This is a genomic window from Streptomyces sp. NPDC050287, from assembly GCF_044459385.1.
GTDB lineage: Bacteria > Actinomycetota > Actinomycetes > Streptomycetales > Streptomycetaceae > Streptomyces.
In genome coordinates, this window is the sequence record NZ_JBITIY010000001.1 from 12,511 (window position 1) to 34,473 (window position 21,963).

Annotated in this window: 20 protein-coding genes; 8 read left to right on the top strand and 12 right to left on the bottom strand. The window is 70.4% G+C overall.

The window, feature by feature from the left end; genetic code table 11:
- Window positions 1-49 precede the first annotated feature (49 nt).
- The gene (locus ACIBK3_RS00080) at window positions 50-2,632 is read right to left on the bottom strand and encodes an FHA domain-containing protein (RefSeq protein ID WP_399360192.1); all 2,583 of its coding nucleotides are present in this window, start codon (window positions 2,630-2,632) and stop codon (window positions 50-52) included.
- A gap of 251 nt (window positions 2,633-2,883) precedes the next feature.
- Between ACIBK3_RS00080 and ACIBK3_RS00085 the strand changes: the two genes are divergently transcribed.
- Window positions 2,884-4,977: a streptophobe family protein gene (locus ACIBK3_RS00085; RefSeq protein ID WP_399360194.1), complete on the top strand. Its 2,094-nt coding sequence runs from the start codon at window positions 2,884-2,886 to the stop codon at window positions 4,975-4,977.
- Window positions 4,978-5,178: 201 nt separating this feature from the next.
- Entirely contained in the window at window positions 5,179-6,426 is a 1,248-nt protein-coding gene (gene serB, locus ACIBK3_RS00090) for a phosphoserine phosphatase SerB (protein ID WP_399360196.1), read from the top strand.
- Window positions 6,427-6,564: 138 nt separating this feature from the next.
- On the opposite strand, the gene ACIBK3_RS00095 is transcribed toward serB, so the two are convergent.
- From ACIBK3_RS00095 to ACIBK3_RS00110, 4 genes are all read right to left on the bottom strand, one after another.
- Entirely contained in the window at window positions 6,565-7,083 is a 519-nt protein-coding gene (locus ACIBK3_RS00095; protein WP_399360198.1) for a SixA phosphatase family protein, read from the bottom strand.
- Window positions 7,084-7,148: 65 nt separating this feature from the next.
- Window positions 7,149-7,355, bottom strand: coding sequence for a hypothetical protein (locus ACIBK3_RS00100; protein WP_399360200.1), 207 nt, complete (start codon window positions 7,353-7,355; stop codon window positions 7,149-7,151).
- Window positions 7,356-7,545: 190 nt separating this feature from the next.
- Entirely contained in the window at window positions 7,546-7,662 is a 117-nt protein-coding gene (locus ACIBK3_RS00105; RefSeq protein WP_399360202.1) for an SGM_5486 family transporter-associated protein, read from the bottom strand.
- A 140-nt stretch (window positions 7,663-7,802) separates the two neighbouring features.
- The gene (locus ACIBK3_RS00110) at window positions 7,803-9,113 is read right to left on the bottom strand and encodes a CynX/NimT family MFS transporter (RefSeq protein WP_399360204.1); all 1,311 of its coding nucleotides are present in this window, start codon (window positions 9,111-9,113) and stop codon (window positions 7,803-7,805) included.
- A gap of 70 nt (window positions 9,114-9,183) precedes the next feature.
- On the opposite strand from ACIBK3_RS00110, the gene ACIBK3_RS00115 reads away from it, so the two are divergent.
- On the top strand, window positions 9,184-9,870 hold the full coding sequence (locus tag ACIBK3_RS00115) for a FadR/GntR family transcriptional regulator (protein ID WP_399360206.1): 687 nt from the start codon (window positions 9,184-9,186) through the stop codon (window positions 9,868-9,870).
- A gap of 232 nt (window positions 9,871-10,102) precedes the next feature.
- On the opposite strand, the gene ACIBK3_RS00120 is transcribed toward ACIBK3_RS00115, so the two are convergent.
- The 3 genes from ACIBK3_RS00120 to fabG all read right to left on the bottom strand — a co-directional run bounded on the left by ACIBK3_RS00120 (window position 10,103) and on the right by fabG (window position 12,110).
- A complete protein-coding gene (locus tag ACIBK3_RS00120) occupies window positions 10,103-10,462 on the bottom strand; it encodes a hypothetical protein (protein WP_399360208.1) in 360 nt (119 codons plus the stop codon).
- Window positions 10,463-10,632: 170 nt separating this feature from the next.
- A complete protein-coding gene (gene fabI, locus ACIBK3_RS00125) occupies window positions 10,633-11,400 on the bottom strand; it encodes an enoyl-ACP reductase FabI (RefSeq protein ID WP_399360210.1) in 768 nt (255 codons plus the stop codon).
- 5 nt (window positions 11,401-11,405) lie between these two features.
- A complete protein-coding gene (gene fabG, locus ACIBK3_RS00130; protein WP_399360211.1) occupies window positions 11,406-12,110 on the bottom strand; it encodes a 3-oxoacyl-[acyl-carrier-protein] reductase in 705 nt (234 codons plus the stop codon).
- 393 nt (window positions 12,111-12,503) lie between these two features.
- On the opposite strand from fabG, the gene ACIBK3_RS00135 reads away from it, so the two are divergent.
- The 3 genes from ACIBK3_RS00135 to tyrS all read left to right on the top strand — a co-directional run bounded on the left by ACIBK3_RS00135 (window position 12,504) and on the right by tyrS (window position 17,124).
- Window positions 12,504-14,027, top strand: coding sequence for a TldD/PmbA family protein (locus ACIBK3_RS00135; protein ID WP_399360213.1), 1,524 nt, complete (start codon window positions 12,504-12,506; stop codon window positions 14,025-14,027).
- A gap of 340 nt (window positions 14,028-14,367) precedes the next feature.
- Complete coding sequence (locus ACIBK3_RS00140) at window positions 14,368-15,762, top strand: metallopeptidase TldD-related protein (RefSeq protein WP_399360215.1); 1,395 nt, start codon at window positions 14,368-14,370, stop codon at window positions 15,760-15,762.
- 78 nt (window positions 15,763-15,840) lie between these two features.
- Window positions 15,841-17,124, top strand: a complete 1,284-nt coding sequence (gene tyrS, locus ACIBK3_RS00145; protein ID WP_399360217.1) for a tyrosine--tRNA ligase — start codon at window positions 15,841-15,843, stop codon at window positions 17,122-17,124.
- Between the two features lie 85 nt (window positions 17,125-17,209).
- On the opposite strand, the gene ACIBK3_RS00150 is transcribed toward tyrS, so the two are convergent.
- Entirely contained in the window at window positions 17,210-17,488 is a 279-nt protein-coding gene (locus ACIBK3_RS00150) for a GlsB/YeaQ/YmgE family stress response membrane protein (RefSeq protein WP_399360219.1), read from the bottom strand.
- Window positions 17,489-17,731: 243 nt separating this feature from the next.
- On the opposite strand from ACIBK3_RS00150, the gene ACIBK3_RS00155 reads away from it, so the two are divergent.
- Together ACIBK3_RS00155 and ACIBK3_RS00160 are read left to right on the top strand one after the other, a co-directional pair.
- Window positions 17,732-18,115, top strand: coding sequence for a DUF3099 domain-containing protein (locus tag ACIBK3_RS00155; protein ID WP_399360221.1), 384 nt, complete (start codon window positions 17,732-17,734; stop codon window positions 18,113-18,115).
- Between the two features lie 221 nt (window positions 18,116-18,336).
- Window positions 18,337-18,555: a hypothetical protein gene (locus tag ACIBK3_RS00160; protein ID WP_399360223.1), complete on the top strand. Its 219-nt coding sequence runs from the start codon at window positions 18,337-18,339 to the stop codon at window positions 18,553-18,555.
- A 43-nt stretch (window positions 18,556-18,598) separates the two neighbouring features.
- Here the strand turns inward: ACIBK3_RS00160 and moaA are convergent, their stop codons facing one another.
- The 3 genes from moaA to ACIBK3_RS00175 all read right to left on the bottom strand — a co-directional run bounded on the left by moaA (window position 18,599) and on the right by ACIBK3_RS00175 (window position 21,754).
- Window positions 18,599-19,588, bottom strand: a complete 990-nt coding sequence (gene moaA, locus ACIBK3_RS00165; RefSeq protein ID WP_399360225.1) for a GTP 3',8-cyclase MoaA — start codon at window positions 19,586-19,588, stop codon at window positions 18,599-18,601.
- 193 nt (window positions 19,589-19,781) lie between these two features.
- Window positions 19,782-21,401 (bottom strand): cation acetate symporter, encoded by a 1,620-nt coding sequence (locus ACIBK3_RS00170; RefSeq protein WP_399360227.1) that lies wholly within the window; start codon window positions 21,399-21,401, stop codon window positions 19,782-19,784.
- Window positions 21,398-21,754 (bottom strand): DUF485 domain-containing protein, encoded by a 357-nt coding sequence (locus ACIBK3_RS00175; protein WP_399360229.1) that lies wholly within the window; start codon window positions 21,752-21,754, stop codon window positions 21,398-21,400. Before ACIBK3_RS00175 ends, ACIBK3_RS00170 begins: the two co-directional genes overlap by 4 nt.
- Window positions 21,755-21,963 lie beyond the last annotated feature (209 nt).

Here is a 21,963-nt window from a genome sequence, read left to right on the forward strand (position 1 = left end):
GGCGCCGCCCTTCACCGTCGTACCAGCGCTTCGCGTCGTACGACCTCGATCACTTGCGCATGACCTCGGGTTCGTGGCGGCGCAGGAAGCGGGCCACGAAGAAGCCGCAGATCACGCCGAGGACGAGCAGGGCGGCCATGTCCAGGCCCCAGGCGCCGACGGTGTGCTCCCACAGCGGGTCGGTGTCGCCGCCGTCCTTGGGCGGGCTGATCTTGTTGAAGTCCAGCGTGGCGCCGGCGGCGCCGACCGCCCAGCGGGACGGCATCAGATACGAGAACTCGTTGACGCCGACCGCGCCGTTCAGGGTGAACAGGCAGCCCGTGAACACGACCTGGATGATCGCGAACATGACCAGCAGCGGCATGGTCTTCTCGGCCGTCTTCACCAGCGAGGAGATGACCAGGCCGAACATCATCGAGGTGAAGCCCAGCGCCATGACCGGGATGGACAGTTCCACCATGGTGGCGCTGCCGAGGACCAGGCCTTCCTTCGGGATCTCCCGGCCGGCGAACCCGATGACGCCGACCAGCAGGCCCTGCAGCACGGTGATCAAGCCGAGCACGAACACCTTGGACATCAGGTACGCGGAGCGGGACAGGCCGGTGGCGCGCTCCCGCTCGTAGATGACCCGTTCCTTGATCAGCTCACGGACGGAGTTCGCCGCACCCGCGAAGCAGGCGCCGACCGCGAGGATCAGCAGAACCGTGGTCGTCGTGCCGTTGGGGATGATCCGGCCGGTCTTCGGGTTGGCCGGATTGGGCAGCAGGCTGTTGCCCGAGTCGATGAGCAGGCTCACCGCGCCCAGGACCGCCGGCAGGATCACCATCAGCGCCAGGAAGCCCTTGTCGGAGGCGATCACCGAGACATAGCGCCGCACCAAGGTGGTGAACTGGGACATCCATCCCTGTGGCTTGGGCGGTTTCATCGCCTGCATCGGCGGCATCTGTACGGACTGTGGTGCGACGGCGTCTATGTCCGCGGCGTACATCTGGTAGTGCTGCGAGCCCTTCCAGCGGCCCGCCCAGTCGTAGTCGCGGTAGTTCTCGAAGGCGGAGAAGACATCGGCCCAGGTGTCGTAGCCGAAGAAGTTCAGCGCCTCCTCGGGAGGGCCGAAGTAGGCGACCGCGCCGCCGGGAGCCATCACCAGGAGCTTGTCGCACAGGGCGAGTTCGGCGACGGAGTGGGTGACGACGAGGACCGTACGGCCGTCGTCGGCGAGACCGCGCAGCAGTTGCATGACGTCACGGTCCATGCCCGGGTCGAGGCCCGAGGTGGGCTCGTCCAGGAAGATCAGCGACGGTTTGGTGAGCAGCTCCAGGGCCACCGAGACGCGCTTGCGCTGGCCGCCGGAGAGGGAGGTGACCTTCTTCTCCCTGTGGACATCCAGCTTCAGCTCGCGCAGCACCTCGTCGATGCGGGCCTCGCGCTCGGCGCCCGTGGTGTCGGCCGGGAAGCGCAGCTTGGCCGCGTACTTGAGGGCCTTCTTGACGGTCAGTTCCTTGTGCAGGATGTCGTCCTGCGGGACCAGACCGATGCGCTGGCGCAGCTCGGCGAACTGCTTGTAGAGGTTCCGGTTGTCGTAGAGGACATCGCCCTCGTTGGCGGGCCGGTAGCCGGTGAGCGCCTTGAGCAGGGTCGACTTGCCGGAGCCGGACGGGCCGATGACCGCGATCAGCGACTTCTCCGGGACACCGAAGGAGACGTCCTTGAGGATCTGCTTGCCGCCGTCGACCGTGACGGTCAGGTGGCGGGCCGAGAAGGAGATCTCACCGGTGTCGACGAACTCCTCGAGACGGTCGCCGACCAGGCGGAACGTGGAGTGGCCGACACCGACGATGTCGTTCGGGCCGAGCAGTTGCGTGCCGCCCTTGGCGATCGGCTGGCCGTTGACGTACGTGCCGTTGTGCGAGCCCAGGTCACGGATCTCGAAGCGGCCGTCGGGCGTGGCGTGGAACTCCGCGTGGTGGCGGGAGACCTGGAGGTCGGAGACGACCAGTTCGTTGTCCAGGGCGCGGCCGATGCGCATCACGCGGCCCAGCGAGAACTGGTGGAACGTGGTCGGGCTGCGGTCGCCGTAGACCGGCGGCGCCCCCGCGCCACCACCGGGAGCCTGCTGTGCGTACGGATCGCCCGGACCGCCCTGCTGCTGCGGCACGTGCGGCACGGCCTGCCTCGGCTGTTGCCGCCCGGCCTGCGGGGCCTCCTGCCGCGGCGTCTGCGGGGCCTCCTGCTGCGGCGTCTGCGGGGCCTCCTGCTGCGGCGGGGCCGCCGCCCAGCCGGGGCCCGCGCCCTGGGCCGCGTACGGCTGCTGCTGGGCCTGCGGCGTGGCGACGGCGGCCGCGGCGCCGGAGATGTCCAGGCGCGGTCCGTCGGTCGCGTTGCCGAGGTGCACGGACGAGCCGGGGCCGATCTCCAGCTGATGGATCCGTTGCCCCCGCGCGAACGTGCCGTTGGTGCTGCCGTGGTCCTCGATGACCCAACCGCGGCCGTTCCAGCTGATCGTGGCGTGACGCCAGGACACCCTGGCGTCGTCGAGCACGACGTCGCCCTGCGGATCACGTCCGAGGGTGTATGGCCTGGCCGCATCGAGCGTCCAGGTCCGTCCGTTCAATTCCAGTACGAGTTCCGGCACTCCATGCCCCACTGAGTAGTCCCCCGAGTTACCCCCATCACAGGGAGTCTAGGGATGTCGAACATCGTCGGGAACTATTTCAGGCTCGTCCTCCTGACCGAAAGTCGGACCTTGAGAAGACCACGTACGTACGCTTCGTCCGGTTCCGTTGACGGGGTTGAAACCGACCCGGAGAGTGGTAATCCACGCGAGGGGGACATGCGCGGCGACCGGCCGTGCCGCGGATCGGGGGGTCTGCCATGAGTGCGTCCATGAGTGCCGAGACGACGGAACACGGCACGCGGTTGCCGTGGGGCGACATCCTGCTGTCCGCGATCGCCTCCGTGAGCTGGGCGTTGATCGGAATGGCGGGCACCGCGGCGCTGGGTCTGCATCTGCTGGAGGCGGACTCGACGGCCTCGCTCGGCCCGATGACCGCGGCGGTGGTGGCCCTTGGGGCGGGTGGTTCGGTCACACCGTCCGGCGATGTGTCGGCGTTCGGGCTGACGGGCGCCGAGACCGCGACCGCCATCGAGATCACGCCACTGGGGGTCACCCTGGTGGGCGCGCTGCTGTTGTCGTGGTTCTTCCTACGATCCCTGCGCACGGCCGGGGTTGTGATCGCCCCCTCCGAACTCCTCGCGCGCGCGGGCGCCGTGGTCGCACTGTTCGTGGCGATGCTGGGCGGGCTGGCCTGGGCGGGGCACGACCTCATCACCATCGACGGGAGCTCGCTCGGGCTCGACGACCTGCCCGGTGGTGGCTCGGGCGGCGGCATCAAGATCCCCGGGGTGGGCGACATCGGGGACATCGGGGGGCTGCTGCCCGACAAGATCGGCTCTCTCGTCGGCGCGAAGGCGGCGGTCGGCTTCACGGTGGACACCGCGCCGACGCTGCTCGGCGGGCTCGGCTGGTCGGCCGGGATCCTGCTGATCGCGCTGCTGGCCTCGCGCCGGACGCCGCTGCCGCGCGGCTGGGAGGCCGTGCACCGGGTGGTCCGGCCGGCGGTGTCCGCCCTCGTCACGGTGCTGCTGGTGGCGGTGGCCGCGGGGTTCGCGGCGGCGGCGTACGCGGCGATCGGGGACGATCATCCCCGGCGGATCGCGGGCGCGGCGGTGCTGGGCGCGCCGAACGGGGTGTGGCTGGGCGTTCCCATCGGCCTGTTCGTCCCCTGGGACGGCAAGGCCACCGGTGAACTGACCCGGCTCCTGCCGGACCCCTTGGACGACCTGCTGGGCAACGGCTCGGACCAGTCCGTCACGCTGGGCCGGCTGGCCGAGCTGGACGGGCGGGTGTGGCTGCTGGGGGTCGCGATGGCGCTGATGATGCTGCTGGCGGGGGTGCTGGTGGGGGTGCGGACGCCGGTGGGAGCGGGGGGTGCGCGGACGCCGGTGGGAGCCGGGGGTGCGCGGACGCCGGTGGGTTCCGGAGGGGTTCGTATGCCGGTGGGTTCCGGAGGGGCGGGGGCGCCGGTGGGAGCGGGAGGGGCGGGGGCGCCGGTGGGAGCGGGAGGGTTGCGGTCCGGTTCGAGAGCTGTACGGGATGACGGAGCCCTCGGTTTCGCGGGGCGGTGTGCGCTGCGGCTGGGGATCGCGACCGCGCTGACGTTGCCGTTGCTCGCCTGGCTCACGGAGGTGTCGGTGGACGCCTCGCTGTCCGTCCTGGGCTTCGACGCGTTCGGCGCCGGGATCGAGCTGCACGGACAGCTCGGTATGGCACTGCTCCTCGGCGCGGTGTGGGGCGCGGCCGCGGGAGCCGTCGGCGCGCTGCTCGCCCGCGCGACGGGCGCGGCGGGGCGGCGGGCGACGCCGTTGGCGCCGTTGGCGCGGTGGGCGCTGGGCGACGGGGCGGGGGTGCGGGGGCCCGGGGTGACTGGGGGGCCTGGTGTGCCTGGTCTGCCTGGTGTGGAGAGCTCCGGGGTTGCTTCGTATGGGGGTGGAGAGGCGAGGCCGCCGTATACGGGTGAGTCCGGTCGGTCGTACGAGGCTGAGCCCGCAGATCCGTATCCGGCCGGGCCTGGACGGCACCAGGTGGGTGGGGCCGAGGGGCCGTACTCCCCCGGCTCGCCCTACCGGCCGCCCAACCCGGCCACCAATCCGTATCTACGGGTTCCGGACGAGTTGCGGGAACCGGAGGACGCGCGGCCGTCCGACCAGGAGCGGTGGGCGGACGGCCCTCGGAGGCCCGGTGGCGACATGTACGGCGCGCCCACGGTGGCCCGGCCGATCGGCCCTGCGCACCGGTCGCCCCGTAAGCCGCCCGAGCCACGGTCCGCCGACCGCCCGTCGCCCACGCCGAACGACGGGCCTCCCCCGCCGCCACCACCGCCACCACCACCACCGGGGAAGCCGAAGGGACGCCGCTGATCGATCCGCCGGGCCGGCGCGGGCGATGCCGGCCCGTACCTCCACGCGCGGCCGGCCCGTGAGGTCGGACCACCCACCGGACCACCCATCGGGCCACCAGGACTCCACTCGGACGCCACCCAGCCGCCACCCAGAGTTCCGTGTCCGTCAGACGGACCGCGCGAGCGTCGGGCACCGCGTGCCGGATACGGTGGAGGCACCATGAGCGCTTCGCAGACCTCGTCCCATGAGTCCTCCGAGTCGTCTGAGTCCGAGTCCTCCGACGTCCCCACTCTTCTCGTCAAGATCTTCGGGAAGGACAGGCCGGGCATCACGGCCGGACTCTTCGACACCCTCGCCGCCTACTCCGTCGACGTGGTCGACATCGAGCAGGTCGTCACCCGTGGCCGCATGGTGCTGTGCGCGCTGGTGACCGCGCCGCCGCGCGGACTGGACGGCGATCTGCGGGCCACCGTCCACAGTTGGGCGGAGTCCGTGAAGATGCAGGCGGAGATCATCTCCGGCCTCGGTGACAACCGGCCGCGCGGACTCGGCCGTTCCCTGGTCACCGTGCTCGGGCATCCGCTGACCGCGGAGGCGACGGCGGCCATAGCCGCCCGGATCACCCGGTCCGGCGGCAACATCGACCGCATCTTCCGGCTGGCCAAGTACCCGGTGACCGCGGTCGAGTTCGCGGTGTCCGGCGTGGAGACGGAGCCGCTGCGCACCGCCCTGGTGACGGAGGCGGCGGTGCTCGGTGTGGACGTCGCCGTGGTCGCGGCGGGCCTGCACCGGCGGGCCCAGCGCCTGGTCGTGATGGACGTGGACTCGACGCTCATCCAGGACGAGGTGATCGAGCTCTTCGCCGCGCACGCCGGCTGCGAGGAGCAGGTCGCCGAGGTGACGGCGGCCGCGATGCGCGGGGAGCTGGACTTCGAGCAGTCGTTGCACGCGCGCGTGGCGCTGCTCGAGGGCCTTGACGCCTCGGTCGTGGACAAGGTGCGCAGCGAGGTGCGGCTGACACCGGGGGCGCGCACACTGATCCGCACGCTCAAGCGGCTCGGCTTCCAGGTCGGGGTCGTCTCCGGTGGCTTCACCCAGGTCACCGACGACCTGATGGAGCGGCTGGGGCTGGACTTCGCCCAGGCCAACACGCTGGAGATCGTCGACGGGAAGCTGACCGGCAGGGTCACCGGCGAGATCGTGGACCGCGAGGGCAAGGCGCGGCTGCTGCGCCGGTTCGCCGCCGAGGCCGGCGTACCGCTGTCGCAGACGGTGGCGATCGGCGACGGGGCGAATGACCTGGACATGCTCAACGCGGCGGGGCTCGGGGTCGCCTTCAACGCCAAGCCAGTGGTGCGGCAGGCCGCACACACCGCGGTGAACGTCCCCTTCCTGGACACGGTCCTGTATCTGCTGGGCATCACCCGCGAAGAGGTCGAGGCGGCGGACGCGCACGAGCAGGACTGAGCGCCCGGCGCAGGTGGCGACGGACTGACTCAGCACAAAAGAGGCGACGGACTCCGCACAAGAGACGGACTCGGCACAAGAGAGAAGGGGCCCGGCGCAGTCGCGCGCCGGGCCCCCTCGCGGGTCGCGGGGCCGGAGTCAGTCGGACGGCGCCCAGTAGTCGAGGAGGGTGCCCACACCCGGCTCCAGGGCCTTCCAGGAGCCGCTGAACGACAGGACGGCGAAGGCGGCGGCCGGGAAGCCGCGGCTGCTCATCTGGTCGCGTGCGTCGCCCTCGGCCGAGCCGGCGAGGATGTCGGCGAGTCCCTGGATGCCCGGGTTGTGGCCGACCAGGAGGACGTTCTGGGCGTCGTCGGGCGTCTCGTTCAGCAGCGCGATCAACTCGCCGGGTGAGGCCTCGTAGATCCGCTCCTCGTAGACCGTCTTCGGTCGATGCGGGAATTCGTGGACGGCGAGCTTCCAGGTCTCCCGGGTCCGGGTCGCGGTGGAGCAGAGGGCCAGGTCGATGGCGAGGCCGGTGTCGGTCAGTCTCCGTCCGGCCTCTGCCGCGTCCTTTCGGCCCCGATCGGCGAGCGGTCGCTCGTGGTCGGTGACCTGTGGCCAGTCGGCTTTCGCATGCCGGAAGAGGACGATCCTGCGGGGTTCTGCGACGCTCATGGGATCCAGCTTCGCATGAAACAGGCCATGGGGCGCAGGCAGTTGGTGGGCGGCCAAAGCGGTGATCAGCGGGATATCAGCTGCTGGAGGTGCTCGAAGAGCCGGGTGATGGCCGGGTCGCCGGTTGCCGCCTGGGCGTCCGTCGGGTTCAGGATCAGCCCGAGCAGGACGACGAAGGCCAGCGTCGGCAGGGCGAGGGCCCACCAGGGCAGCCGGATGTCGACGCCGCCCCGGGAGGCCGGGTGGGGCCGGGTGTGCGTAGGGGCCGACATGAGTGCCTCCGCTGGTCTTCGAGTGGTCCGTGGCCGCCTTACGCGGTCACATCTCGAAGTTACGGAATCCGCGCCCCTCAACCCATCCGGAGATCCACCCAGTTGACCCTGACACTCACCCCCTAGGGGATGGTGGGGGTAGCCCCACCACGGGCCCGGCGGACGGCCTCGGGCACGGTCACGGTCATGGTCACGGGGAGGCGATCGTCGCGATGACGGCGATGACCACGAAGATGGCGAAGAACGAGCCGAAGACCAGCAGCATCTTCTTCTGGCCGTTCTGGGGGTTCGGATCGAGCACTGGCATACGGCAAGTCTCGCACCCGTCCCGCGCGCCGACTCTTCCGGGGTCCCGCACCGCCTGGCCGGGATGCGGGCGACCGGCAACCGGGGTGCGGGCAACCGGATTCCCTGGGTACGGGCGACCGGATCCCTCGCCGTACGGGCTCAGCGCGCCACCTCGTCCTCCACCGTGCGGTCGCGGCCCGCGAGGACGCCCACCACCATCTGCGGAATCATCAGCGCGGTCATCAGGGCGATCGGCAGGCCCCAGCCGCCGCTGCTCTGGTAGAGCACGCCCACCAGGAGCGGGCCCGGGATGGAGATCAGATAGCCGGCGCTCTGCGCGAAGGCCGACAGCTGGGCCACCCCGGCAGCGGTGCGGGCCCGCATGCCGACCAGCGTGAGGGCGAGCGGGAAGGCGCAGTTGGAGACGCCGAGCAGCACCGCCCAGGCCCAGGCGCCGCCGGCGGGGGCGAAGTACAGCCCGGCGTAGCCCGCCAGACCGCAGACGCCGAGCGCGAGGACGATCGGGCCCTGGTGCGGCAGCCCGGTGGCGACCCGCGGGATGACGAAGGCCAGCGGTACACCCATGACCATCGTGACGGCGAGCAGCAGCCCCGCCGTGCCCGCGGGCACGCCCGCGTCCCGGAAGATCTGCGCCATCCAGCCCATGGTGATGTAGGCGGCGGTGGCCTGGAGTCCGAAGAAGACGGCGAGCGCCCAGGCGGTACGGCTGCGGGTGATCCGTACGGCGGGCGAGGGCTCCGCGCGCGTGGGCGCCTGTTCGGCGGGCGCCGGCCCCCGGTCCCGTACGAGCGGGATCCACGGCAGTACGGCCGCCGCCGCCAGCGCGCCCCACACGGCGAGCCCGGACCGCCAGTCGCCGCCCAGCGCCTGGGTCAGCGGCACGGTCACGGCCGCCGCGGCCGAGGTGCCGAGGGCGAGGGCCATCGAGTAGAGACCGGTCATGGAGCCGACCCGGTCGGGGAACCAGCGCTTGACGATGACCGGCATCAGGACGTTGCTGACCGCGATGCCCATCAGTGCGAGGGCGCTGGCGGTCAGGAATCCTGCCGTGCCGGCCGCGCCCACGTACGGCCGTACGAGCAGGCCTGCCGTGATGGCGGCCATGCCCGCGCACACCACCGCCACCGGCCCGAAGCGGCGGGCCAGCCGTGGGGCCATGACGCCGAAGACGGCGAAACACAGCGGGGGTACGGAGGTGAGGAGTCCGGCCACGCTGCCGCTCATGCCGAGCCCGTCGCGGACCTCTTGGAGGAGGGCGCCGAAGCTGGTGATGGCGGGGCGCAGGTTGAGGGCGGACAGCACGATGCCGACGACGACCAGACGGGTCGTCCACGCGCGTGTCCGGGGCGCGGTGGGTACGACGGCTTTCTGGGAGTCGTTCACGGCCGGGCTGTGGTCGCTCGTGGACTTCATCGTCCGGGTTTCCTCGCGTGCCATGCCGTCCATCATAGAATCATAGGATGATTGGTTGTCCATCCCTGGGGCGTCCGCTCCGGCTCCGCCCGTGCGAAGGTGTGCCATGCCTCTGAGCCATCCCCGCCGCTCGGCACTGTCCGAGCAGGTCATCGCCGCGCTGCGGCAGCAGATCACCTCGGGTGAGTGGCCGGTCGGCTCCCGGGTCCCGACGGAGCCCGAGCTGGTCGAGCAGCTCGGGGTCGCCCGCAACACCGTCCGCGAGGCCGTCCGCGCGCTCGCGCACAACGGTCTGCTGGACATCCGTCAGGGATCGGGCACGTACGTCGTGGCGACCAGCGAACTGGCCGGCGTCATGCAGCGCCGTTTCGCGGACGCGGACCCCCGGCACATCGCCGAGCTGCGGTCCACCCTGGAGTCGTCGGCGGCGCGGCTCGCCGCCGAGCGGCGCACGGAGAAGGACCTCAAGCAGCTCGACGCGCTTCTCGTGCGGCGCGAGGAGGCCTGGGAGTCCGGCGATACGGAGGCGTTCGTGACGGCGGACGCGACCTTCCACCTGGCGGTGGTGGCGGCCTCCCACAACGACGTGATGAGCGCGATGTACGCCGACCTGGGCGAGGTGCTGCGGGACTGGCTGCGCGACGACGTCGGCACGGAGCTCACACCGGAGACGCACATGGACCACGGGCGGCTCGTCGACGCGATCCGCGCCGGTGACGCGCGGGCGGCGGCAGCGGAGGCCGCCGACTACCCGTTCCTGTGCCGTCCGGGCCGCTTCAGCGCACCTGCCTGAGCTGATCCCGACCGACCGGGGCCTGCCCGCGCTGGTACTGGCCGACCGGCTCCCGGCCGAGGTGATCCGGACCGGCTGGGTCCCGGCCGAGCTGATCCCGACGACCGGCTCCCGACCCCGCTGCCCCTGACCGACCGGCTCCCGGCCGAGCCGACCATGACCGACCGGCTCCCGGCCGAGCTGGTACTGGCCCGATGTGGTCCGGTCTGACCGGGTCCGGCCCGATCTGGCCCTACCCGGCCTGGCCCTGTCTGCGGTGGCTGACCCACACCGAGCGGACCTCCTTCCAGCAGCGGCCGGTCAGCCGCACGGTCTGCGCGGGGCCGGCCGCGACCTCGGCGCCGTCGCTGTCGACGTCCCACCACCGGTCGCACTCGATGTGCAGGCTGACCTGGTCGACCAGCACGTACGGGTTGTGGCAGTACGCGATCACACGGGAGCCGGTGACCCGGGTGAGGCAGGTGGCACCGAACGGCTCCGGCGAGGCGGTCCGGTGTGCCCGCACGCGCGCGTGCGGCGTCGCATCGTAGGCCAGGGACAGTACGAGGCAGACCGCGAGGGTCACTGGGGCCAGGCTCCGGGACAGGCGCACAAGGGGACCTCCTCGGCCGGGCTGGGGAGGGAAGCGCTTGGTAACGCGTACTCCAGAGTGCCCAGTTGTGGGCGCCCCGTGCCTGGTCGAGCGGGCCGAACGAGTGAGGGGTGGGCTCCGCATCCGGAAGGACGCGGAGACCACCCCTCAGCAGAGCCGCAGGGGCGGCGTCACGCACCGATCGCGTGCAGACCGCCGTCCACGTGGATGATCTCGCCGGTGGTCTTCGGGAACCAGTCGCTCAGCAGGGCGACGATGGCGCGGCCGGTCGGCTCGGGGTCCTTGAGGTCCCATTCCAGGGGGGCTCGGTTGTCCCACACGGAGGCCAGCTCGGCGAAGCCCGGGATGGACTTGGCGGCCATCGAGGCGAGCGGGCCGGCGGAGACCAGGTTGCAGCGGATGTTCTGCTTGCCCAGGTCACGGGCCATGTAGCGGCTGGTGGCCTCCAGGGCGGCCTTGGCCGGGCCCATCCAGTCGTACTGCGGCCAGGCGTACTGCGCGTCGAAGGTCAGACCGACGACGGAGCCACCGTTCTGCATCAGCGGCAGGCAGGCCATGGTCAGCGACTTCAGGGAGTACGCCGAGACGTGCATGGCCGTGGCGACCGACTCGAACGGCGTGTTGAGGAAGTTGCCGCCGAGCGCGTCCTGCGGGGCGAAGCCGATGGAGTGCAGCACGCCGTCGAGGCCGCCGAGCTCCTCGCCGACGATGTCGGCCAGGCGCCCGAGGTGCTCGTCGTTGGTCACGTCGAGCTCGATGACCTTGGTGGGCTTCGGCAGCTTCTTGGCGATGCGCTCGGTCAGCGTGGGCCGCGGGAACGCGGTCAGGATGATCTCGGCACCCTGCTCCTGGGCCAGCTTGGCGGCGTGGAAGGCGATGGAGGACTCCATCAGCACACCGGTGATCAGGACGCGCTTGCCCTCGAGAATTCCGCTCATGGTGATCAGTGACCCATTCCCAGTCCGCCGTCAACGGGAATGACGGCTCCAGTGATGTACGAGGCGTCGTCGGAGGCGAGGAACCGCACCGTCGCGGCGACCTCCTCAGGCCGCGCGTACCGGCCGAGCGGCACCTGCGACACGATGCCGGCGCGCTGCTCGTCGGTGAGGACCTTGGTCATGTCGGTGTCGACGAAGCCGGGAGCGACGACGTTGAAGGTGATGTTGCGGGATCCCAGCTCACGAGCGAGAGAGCGGGCGAAGCCGACCAGGGCGGCCTTGGACGCGGCGTAGTTCGCCTGCCCCGGGGAGCCGTACAGCCCGACCACCGAGGAGATCAGGACGACCCGGCCCTTCTTGGCGCGCAGCATGCCGCGGTTGGCGCGCTTGACGACCCTGAAGGTGCCGGTGAGGTTGGTGTCGACGACGGAGGTGAAGTCCTCCTCCGACATCCGCATCAGGAGCTGGTCCTTGGTGACGCCGGCGTTGGCGACCAGCACCTCGACCGGGCCGTACACGGCCTCGATCTCCTTGTAGGCCTGCTCCACCTGCTCGGAGTCGGTGATGTCGCACTTGACGGCCAGGAAGCCGGCCGGCGGCTCGCCGGAGCGGTATGTGATGGCGACTTTGTCGCCGGCGTCGGCGAACGCACGGGCGATGGCGAGGCCGATGCCCCGGTTGCCTCCGGTGACGAGAACCGAGCGGCTCAACGGATCACCCTTTCGATAGCGGTCTGAGACACCCGCCCGAGTGTGTGGATGACAGGCGGCTTCACCGAAAACCTATCGGTCGGGCCGCGCCGGGAGCCAAGCGGGCACCGACAGTGGCGTGCGCGGGTGACTGTCGGGTTTCTACAGTCGGCCGCCAGGCCGGTCGGCCGTTCCGGGGGGCATGAGCGGGCAGGTCCCGATCAGCCGGCCGGCGAGAGTCGCGATGTACGCGGGCGGGTACGGAGGTTGCTCCCCTGCCCGCTCCAGGGTTTCGCCTGCACGCGACGGATATACGGCATGTGGGGCAGACCCCGGGCGTGCTTGACTTCGGGCTGGCGATTCGATGGATCGAGCAGGACCGACCTGGTGGTCAGAGCGAAGGGATTCCCACCCGTGCCTCACGAAGTCGATCAGTCATTCCTGGCACTCCCGCTCAGGGCCCTCGCCGACGCCGCGCTGGCGCGCGCACGTGCCCTCGGCGCCGATCACGCGGACTTCCGTTTCGAGCGGGTCCGCAGCGCCTCCTGGCGGCTGCGGGACGCCAAGCCCTCGGGGTCGTCGGACACCACCGACCTCGGGTACGCGGTGCGGGTCGTGCACGGCGGGACCTGGGGGTTCGCGTCCGGGGTGGACCTGAGTCTGGACGCGGCCGCCAAGGTCGCCTCGCAGGCGGTGCAGATGGCCAAGCTGTCGGCGCAGGTGATCAAGGCGGCCGGGTCCGAGGAGCGCGTGGAGCTGGCCGACGAGCCCGTGCATGCCGAGCAGACCTGGGTCTCGTCGTACGAGATCGATCCGTTCGCCGTGCCCGACGAGGAGAAGGCCGGGCTGCTCGGGGAGTGGAGCGCGCGGCTGCTGGCCGCCGACGGCGTCAACCACGTGGACGCCTCGCTGCTCACCGTGCATGAGAACAAGTTCTACGCCGACACGGCCGGGACCGTCACCACGCAGCAGCGCGTCCGGCTGCATCCGCAGCTGACGGCCGTGTCGGTGGACGAGTCGAGCGGCGAGTTCGACTCCATGCGGACCATCGCGCCGCCCGTCGGCCGTGGCTGGGAGTACCTCACGGGCACCGGCTGGGACTGGGACGCGGAGCTGGCGCGGATGCCGGAGCTGCTGGCCGAGAAGATGCGGGCGCCGAGCGTCGAGGCGGGGGTGTACGACCTGGTCGTCGACCCGTCCAACCTGTGGCTGACCATCCACGAGTCCATCGGGCACGCCACCGAGCTGGACCGGGCGCTCGGCTACGAGGCCGCCTACGCCGGCACCTCCTTCGCCACCTTCGACCAGCTGGGCAAGTTGCGCTACGGCTCCGAGCTCATGAACGTCACCGGGGACCGTACCGCCGAGCACGGCCTGGCGACCGTCGGGTACGACGACGAGGGCGTCGAGGGCCAGTCCTGGGACCTGGTCAAGGAGGGCACGCTGGTCGGCTACCAGCTGGACCGGCGGATCGCGCGACTGACCGGGTTCGAGCGCTCCAACGGGTGCGCCTTCGCCGACTCCCCCGCACACGTGCCCGTGCAGCGGATGGCCAACGTGTCGCTCCAGCCGGACCCGGCCGGGATGTCCACCGAGGATCTGATCGGCGGGGTGGAGCGCGGGATCTACGTCGTCGGTGACCGGTCCTGGTCCATCGACATGCAGCGCTACAACTTCCAGTTCACCGGGCAGCGGTTCTTCAGGATCGAGAACGGGCGGATCGCCGGGCAACTGCGGGACGTCGCCTACCAGGCCACGACCACCGACTTCTGGGGCTCCATGGCCGCGGTGGGCGGCCCCCAGACGTATGTGCTGGGCGGCGCCTTCAACTGCGGCAAGGCCCAGCCGGGACAGGTCGCGGCGGTCTCACACGGCTGCCCGTCGGCCCTCTTCAGGGGCGTCAACATCCTCAACACGACCCAGGAGGCCGGTCGATGAGCGTGAGGTCCGGAATCGGCTGGGGGTCCGGGGGTCGCCCCCCGGGACAGCACAGTCTCAACACGACCCAGGAGGCCGGTCGATGATCGTGAGGTCCGGAATCGGCTGGGGGTCCGGGGGTCGCCCCCCGGGACAGCACAGTCTCAATACGACCCAGGAGGCCGGTCGATGAGCGTCAGGTCCGGAATCGGCTGGGGGTCCGGGGGTCGCCCCCCGGGACAGCACAGTCTCAACACGACCCAGGAGGCCGGTCGATGAGCGTCAGGTCCGGAATCGGCTGGGGGTCCGGGGGTCGCCCCCCGGGACAGCACAGTCTCAACACCACGCAGGAGGCCGGTCGATGAGCTCTCGTACGAACAAGCCGCACGAGATCGTCGAGCGGGCCCTCGCCCTGTCCCGGGCCGACGGCTGTGTGGTGATCGCCGACGAGCAGTCCACCGCCAACCTGCGCTGGGCGGGCAACGCGCTCACCACCAACGGCGTCACCCGCGGGCGCACGCTCACCGTCATCGCGACCGTCGACGGCCAGCAGGGCACCGCCTCCGGTGTCGTGTCCCGGTCCGCCGTGACCCCCGAGGAGCTGGAGCCCCTGGTACGGGCCGCCGAGGCCGCCGCGCGCGGTGCCGGGCCCGCCGAGGACGCCCGGCCGCTGGTCACGGGCGTACCCGAGTCGCCCGACTTCCAGGACGCGCCCGCCGAGACCTCGTCCGCCGTGTTCGCCGACTTCGCGCCGGCGCTCGGTGAGGCGTTCGCACGCGCGCGTGCCGGCGGACGCGAGCTGTACGGCTTCGCCAACCACGAGCTGGTCTCGAGCTACCTCGGTACGTCGACCGGGCTGCGGCTGCGGCACGACCAGCCCAACGGGACGCTGGAGCTGAACGCCAAGTCGCCGGACCGTACCCGCTCGGCGTGGGCGGGCCGGTCGACGCGGGACTTCAAGGACGTCGACCCGGCGGCACTGGACGCCGAGCTCGCCGTCCGCCTCGGGTGGGCGGAGCGCAGGATCGCGCTGCCCGCCGGACGGTACGAGACACTGCTGCCGCCGACCGCCGTGGCGGACCTGCTGATCTATCAGATGTGGTCGGCGTCGGGCCGGGACGCGGTCGAGGGGCGCACGGTGTTCTCCGAGCCGGGCGGCGGCACCCGCCTGGGCGAGAAGCTGAGCGAGCTGCCGCTCACGCTGCGCAGCGATCCGAACGAGCCGGGCCTGGAGTCCGCGCCCTTCGTCCTCGCGCACTCCTCCGGTGGCGACTCGTCGGTGTTCGACAACGGGCTGCCGCTGGCCGCCACCGAGTGGGTGCGCCAGGGCGAGCTGAGCAACCTGCTCACCAGCCGGCACAGCGCCGAGCTGACCGGGCTGCCGGTGGCGCCGGGCATCGACAACCTGATCCTGGACGGGGGTGAGGACACCTCCCTCGAGGAGATGGTCGCGAACACCGAGCGCGGGCTGCTGCTGACCTGCCTCTGGTACATCCGCGAGGTCGACCCGGCCACGCTGCTGCTCACCGGCCTGACCCGGGACGGTGTCTACCTCGTCGAGAACGGCGAGGTGAGCGGTGAGGTGAACAACTTCCGGTTCAACGAGTCGCCGGTGGACCTGCTGGGGCGGGCGACGGAGGCGGGGCGCACCGAAAAGACGCTGCCCCGGGAGTGGAGCGACTGGTTCACCAGGGCCGCGATGCCCGCGCTGAGGGTGCCGGACTTCAATATGAGCTCTGTCAGTCAGGGCGTATAACCTCGTAGTCGGCTGGTCACTCGACCACCCCGAGATCATCTCGACTGACCGAAGATCATCCAAGGAGATACGAGAACCGTGACGGACATCGTCGACGAGCTGAAGTGGCGTGGGCTGTGGGCCCTGTCCACTGACGAGGACGCTTTGCGCAAGGCGCTCGCGGACGGTCCCGTCACGTTCTATTGCGGTTTCGACCCGACCGCGGCCAGTCTGCACGTCGGCCACCTGGTACAGGTCCTCACCATGCGCCGGCTCCAGCTGGCGGGACTGCGTCCGCTGGCCCTGGTGGGCGGGGCGACCGGCCAGATCGGTGATCCGCGCCCCACGGCGGAGCGCACGCTGAACGACCCGGAGACGGTCGCGAACTGGGTGACCCGGCTGCGCTCGCAGATCGAGCCGTTCCTGTCCTTCGAGGGCGACAACGCCGCGGTGATGGTGAACAACCTGGACTGGACGGCCGGACTGTCGGCCATCGAGTTCCTCCGCGACATCGGCAAGCACTTCCGCGTCAACAAGATGCTGACCAAGGACTCGGTCGCCCGGCGCCTGGAGTCCCAGGAGGGCATCAGCTACACGGAGTTCAGCTACCAGTTGCTCCAGGGCATGGACTTCCTGGAGCTGTACCGGCGGTACGGCTGCACGCTCCAGCAGGGCGGCAGCGACCAGTGGGGCAACCTCACGGCGGGTCTCGACCTGATCCACAAGCTGGAGCCCGAGGCCGAGGTGCACTGCCTGGCGACGCCGCTGATGGTCAAGGCGGACGGCACCAAGTTCGGCAAGACCGAGGGCGGCGCCGTCTGGCTCGACCCGGAGATGACGACGCCGTACGCGTTCTACCAGTTCTGGCTGAACGTGGACGACCGGGACATCTCGACGTACATGCGCATCCTGTCCTTCAAGTCCCGCGAGGAACTCGAGGAACTGGAGAAGCAGACCGAGGAACGTCCGCAGGCCCGGGCCGCCCAGCGCGCGCTGGCCGAGGAGCTGACGACGCTCGTGCACGGCGCCGGCCAGACGGCCGCCGTGATCGCCGCGTCGAAGGCGCTCTTCGGCCAGGGAGAGCTGGCGGAACTCGACGCGAGGACGCTGACCGCGGCCCTCTCCGAGGTGCCGCACATCCAGGTCGCCGAACTGCCGCCGGTGGTCGACCTGTTCGCCGAGGTCGGCCTGGTCGCCAGCAAGTCGGCCGCGCGCCGCACGGTCAAGGAGGGCGGTGCCTACGTGAACAACGCGAAGGTCGCCGCCGAGGACGCGGTCCCCGCCAAGGAGGACCTGCTGCACGGGCGCTGGCTGGTACTGCGCCGGGGCAAGAAGAACCTGGCGGCGGTCGAGGTCACGGGGTTCCTGAACACGTTCTCCTGAACGCGTTTTCCCGAACACGGTTTCCCGAGCATGGCGACGGGGGCGGTCTCCCGGTTGGGGGCCGCCCCCGTCGCGCTGTCCGCCATCAGGCTCGCTCCCGGCGGCGGCCGAGCGTCGCCATGTACGCCATGTCGCCGAGAGCGACGATCACGATCGCGGCGACCAGCTGGAACAGGTGCCGCATCCAGTCGATGCCCGGCGTGGCCTCGATGCCGAACGCTCGGGCGACCGCGTTGCCGACGATCGCGCCGAGGATGCCGAAGATGGTGGTCAGCCAGAGAGGGCTGTGCTGCTTGCCGGGGATGATCGCTTTCGCGAGCAGACCGAGCACGAATCCCACGATGATCGCCCACAACCAGCCCATGGCTGCCTCCTCGTACGGCTCTACGTGAGCATTACGCCCAGTGTCGGTCCATGTGCGCTACGACGCATGCTGGGCGCCGCCGTACGCGGTACGGCCGAGTCCGTTCGCCCTGGTTGGCGGTGCCCCGGTCTCGTAGGCGGCGCAGGCGCGGCGTAACCTGGGAGCTGTCCGGGTGCCGTTCCCCGACCGGAGGCGGACCTGGTGCGGGGTGGGCAGGCCGATGCGGGCGGATGGTGGAATGTGATGCGGAAGCAGCATGGCGGCGGCAGCGTCGAGGTGTTCCGGATCACCGGAGCCCGGACAAGCCTCCAGGAGGACGTGCGGGGACGGCAGCGCAGGTACGTCATCTCGATGACGGTCCGTACGATCTCGGTGATCCTCGCGGTCGCCCTGTGGAACGTGGAACGGCACGTCGCGATCGTCGCGCTGGTGCTCGGGGCGGTTCTGCCCTATATCGCCGTGGTGATCGCCAACGGAGGACGGGAGAACGCGCCGTCGCTTCCGACGACGTTCGTGACCGTGCCGACGCCGCCGATGATCAGTCCGCCGCGGGCGGAGGACACCTTCGACGACGTCGCGGACGATCCGGCGCCGGGTGCGCGGAACGAGCGGCCCGACAGGGCGTGATCATGGCGCATCCCCGGTGGGCGCCCCGCAAGCGGAAGTCAGTCACCCGCCAACCTCAAGAAAAGCTCAGATCAATCATGTTGTTCCGGTGCCGGGCGACGGGTTACCCGTGACATACTTCGTAGGCGCTCCGCATCCCCCGTCGGAGCGACAGACCGACGCCGGGCAGCTCCCCCCGTGGCTGCTCGGCGTCGCCTTTTGTGGACCTGTGAGACGAACGAGTGAGTGACGAGACCCCGATCTGTTCCGCCAAGGGCTGCCGTGTCGACGCTGTGTGGGTGCTCGCGTGGAACAACCCCAAGCTGCATACGCCGGAGCGGCGCAAGACCTGGCTGGCGTGCGAGGAGCATCGCGAGCAGTTGTCGCAGTTCCTCGGGGTGCGGGGGTTCCTGAAGGACGTGGTCCTGTTGAAGGAGTGGGAGTCCCCGGAAGGGGCCTAAGGCCCCCCGACCTCTGGTCAGCCCCCTGATCGCTGTCGCCGCTTCAGCCCCCGATCGCCGACATCGGTCGGTCCGGCTGGACGAATGTCGGGTCGTCGAGGCCCGCGCCCGCCTTCTTGCCCCACATGGCCAGGCGCCACAGGCGGGCGATCTCCTCGTCGGGTGCACCGGAGCGCAGGGCCGCGCGCAGGTCGGTCTCCTCGCGGGCGAACAGGCAGGTGCGTACCTGGCCGTCGGCCGTCAGGCGGGTGCGGTCGCAGGCCGCGCAGAACGGGCGGGTGACGGAGGCGATGACACCGACGCGGTGCGGGCCGCCGTCGACGATCCAGCGCTCGGCGGGGGCCGATCCGCGTGCGTCGGAGCCCTCCTCGGTGAGCTCGAAGCGGGTCCGCAGGGAGGTGAGGATGTCCCCCGCGGTGACCATGCCGTCGCGCTTCCAGCCGTGCTGGGCGTCCAGGGGCATCTGCTCGATGAAGCGCAGTTCGTAGTCGTGCTCCACCGCCCAGGCCAGCAGGTCCGGGGCCTCGTCCTCGTTGAACCCCGGCATCAGGACCGCGTTGACCTTGACCGGGGTCAGGCCGGCGTCGCGGGCGGCTTCCAGGCCGGCGATGACGTCCTGGTGACGGTCGCGGCGGGTGAGGGTCTTGAAGACGTCCGGCCGGAGCGTGTCCAGGGAGACGTTGACCCGGTCCAGGCCGGCCGCCTTCAGGGCGGTCGCGGTGCGCCCCAGGCCGATGCCGTTGGTGGTGAGGGACATCTGGGGACGCGGCTGAAGGGCGGCGACCCGTTCGACGATGCCGACCAGGCCGGGACGCAGCAGCGGCTCGCCGCCGGTGAAACGGACCTCTTCGATACCGAGCGAGGTGACGGCGATGTCGATCAGGCGGACGATCTCGTCGTCCGTGAGCAGGTCCGGCTTGGCCAGCCACTGCAGGCCCTCCTCGGGCATGCAGTAGGTGCACCGCAGGTTGCAGCGGTCGGTCAGCGAGACCCTCAGGTCGGTGGCCACCCGGCCGTAGGTGTCGATGAGCACGTGGGCCCCCTCCCTCGCGGATCACATGAACGAATCACGTGAACGGATCACAATTGTTCGACATCTGTGAGCCTACGCGACGGCACTGACATCGACCGAGCCCGATCCCACGGGACAGGACTCGGGGACAGGGCACGGCCGCGTCGTAAGGAGCTACGACGCGGCCGCTCAGGACGGACCCCTGGGGGCGGAATCAGTGGGCGCCGGTGCCGGTGAGGGACCGTACCTCCAACTCCGCGTACTTGGCGGTGTCCGGCTCCTCCTTGGAGAGGTAGGTACCGATGATGCCCAGCAGGAAGCCGACCGGGATCGAGATGAGGCCGGGGTTCTCCAGCGGGAACCAGTGGAAGTCGACGTCCGGGAACATCGACGTGGGCTTGCCCGAGACCACCGGCGAGAACAGCACCAGACCGACCGCCGTGACGAGGCCGCCGTAGATCGACCACAGGGCCCCGCTGGTGGTGAACCGCTTCCAGAAGAGGCTGTAGATGATCGTCGGGAGGTTGGCGGAGGCGGCGACCGCGAAGGCCAGGGCCACCAGGCCGGCGACGTTCAGGTCGCGGGCGAGGGCGCCCAGCACGATGGAGACGGCGCCGATGCCGACGGTCGCCCAGCGGGCCGCGGTCATCTCCTGCTTCTCGGTGGCCTGGCCGCGCTTGATGACGTTCGCGTAGATGTCGTGGGCGAACGACGAGGACGAGGCCAGGGTCAGACCGGCGACCACCGCGAGGATCGTGGCGAAGGCGACCGCCGAGATGGTGGCGAGCAGGATGGCGCCCCAGTTGGAGTCGACGCCGCCCAGATGCAGCGCGAGGAGGGGCGCCGCGGTGTTGCCCGCCTTGTTGGAGGCGATGATCTCGTCCGGTTTGATGAGCGCGGCGGCGCCGAAGCCGAGGGCGAGGGTCATCAGGTAGAAGGCGCCGATCAGGCCGATGGCCCAGATGACCGACTTACGGGCGGCCTTGGCGGTGGGCACCGTGTAGAAGCGGATCAGGATGTGCGGCAGGCCCGCGGTGCCGAGGACCAGGGCGATGCCGAGCGAGATGAAGTCCAGCTTGGTGGTGCCGGTGGCGCCGTACTTCAGACCGGGCTCCAGGAACGCGGCGCCCTTGCCGCTGTTGTCGGCGGCCGAGCCGAGCAGGTCCGAGACGTTGAAGTCGAACTTCAGCAGGACCAGGAAGGTCAGCAGCAGGGCGCCGACGATCAGCAGGACGGCCTTGACCATCTGGACCCAGGTGGTGCCCTTCATGCCGCCGATGGTGACGTACACGATCATCAGGACGCCGACCAGCGCCACGATGCCGATCTTGCCGCCGTCGCTGGTGATGCCGAGCAGCAGCGAGACCAGGACACCGGCGCCCGCCATCTGCGCCAGCAGGTAGAAGATCGACACCACGATCGTCGAGGTACCGGCCGCCGTACGGACCGGGCGCTGGCGCATCCGGTAGGCGAGGACGTCGCCCATGGTGTAGCGGCCCGAGTTGCGCAGCGGTTCGGCGACCAGGAGCAGGGCGACGAGCCAGGCGACCAGGAAGCCGATGGAGTACAGGAAGCCGTCGTAGCCGAAGAGGGCGATGGCGCCCGCGATGCCGAGGAAGGACGCCGCGGACATGTAGTCGCCGGAGACGGCGAGTCCGTTCTGGAAGCCGGTGAACTGCCGTCCGCCCGCGTAGAAGTCGGCGGCGTCCTTGGTCTGGCGTCCGGCCCAGACCGTGATGACGAGGGTCGCGACGACGAACACCGCGAACAGGCTGATGATCAGCGGCCGGTGCTCGCTCGCCTCTCCGGCCGCCAGGGTGATCGCGGGGCTCATGCGCCGCCCTCCATCCGGGACTTGATGGCTTCCGCCTTGGGGTCGAACTTGGCGGCGGCGTAGCGCGCGTACCACCAGGCGATGAGGAACGTGGTGAGGAACTGGGCGAGGCCGAGGACGAGGGCCACGTTGATGTTGCCGACGACCTTGGTGCCCATGAAGTCGCCCGCGTAGTTCGACAGCAGGACGTACAGCAGGTACCAGGCGATGAAGCCGACGGTCAGCGGAAAGGCGAAGGAGCGGTAGGAGCGGCGCAGTTCACCGAACTCCGCGCTCTCCTGCACCTCGGTGAACTCCTCGGGTGAGGGGAGTTTGTGTTGCTCTTTCGAGGGTGGCGGTGCGTCGGTGGCCACGGAGTCTCCTCGCGTTGCGGATGCGGTTGTGACGGGTTCGGGGGCGAGTGTCCTCACGCTCCCTGTCCAAGGTCACGGCGGCGCGCGAGGACCGGTTCAACAACGAGGGCTTCTTTCCGAAGTCACCTGCCAAAGGTCATTGCTGGCCAGCGACTTCGGAAGATAGCTTCGAGCCTGCACCACCCGTCATGTACCTGCCCGGGCCCACC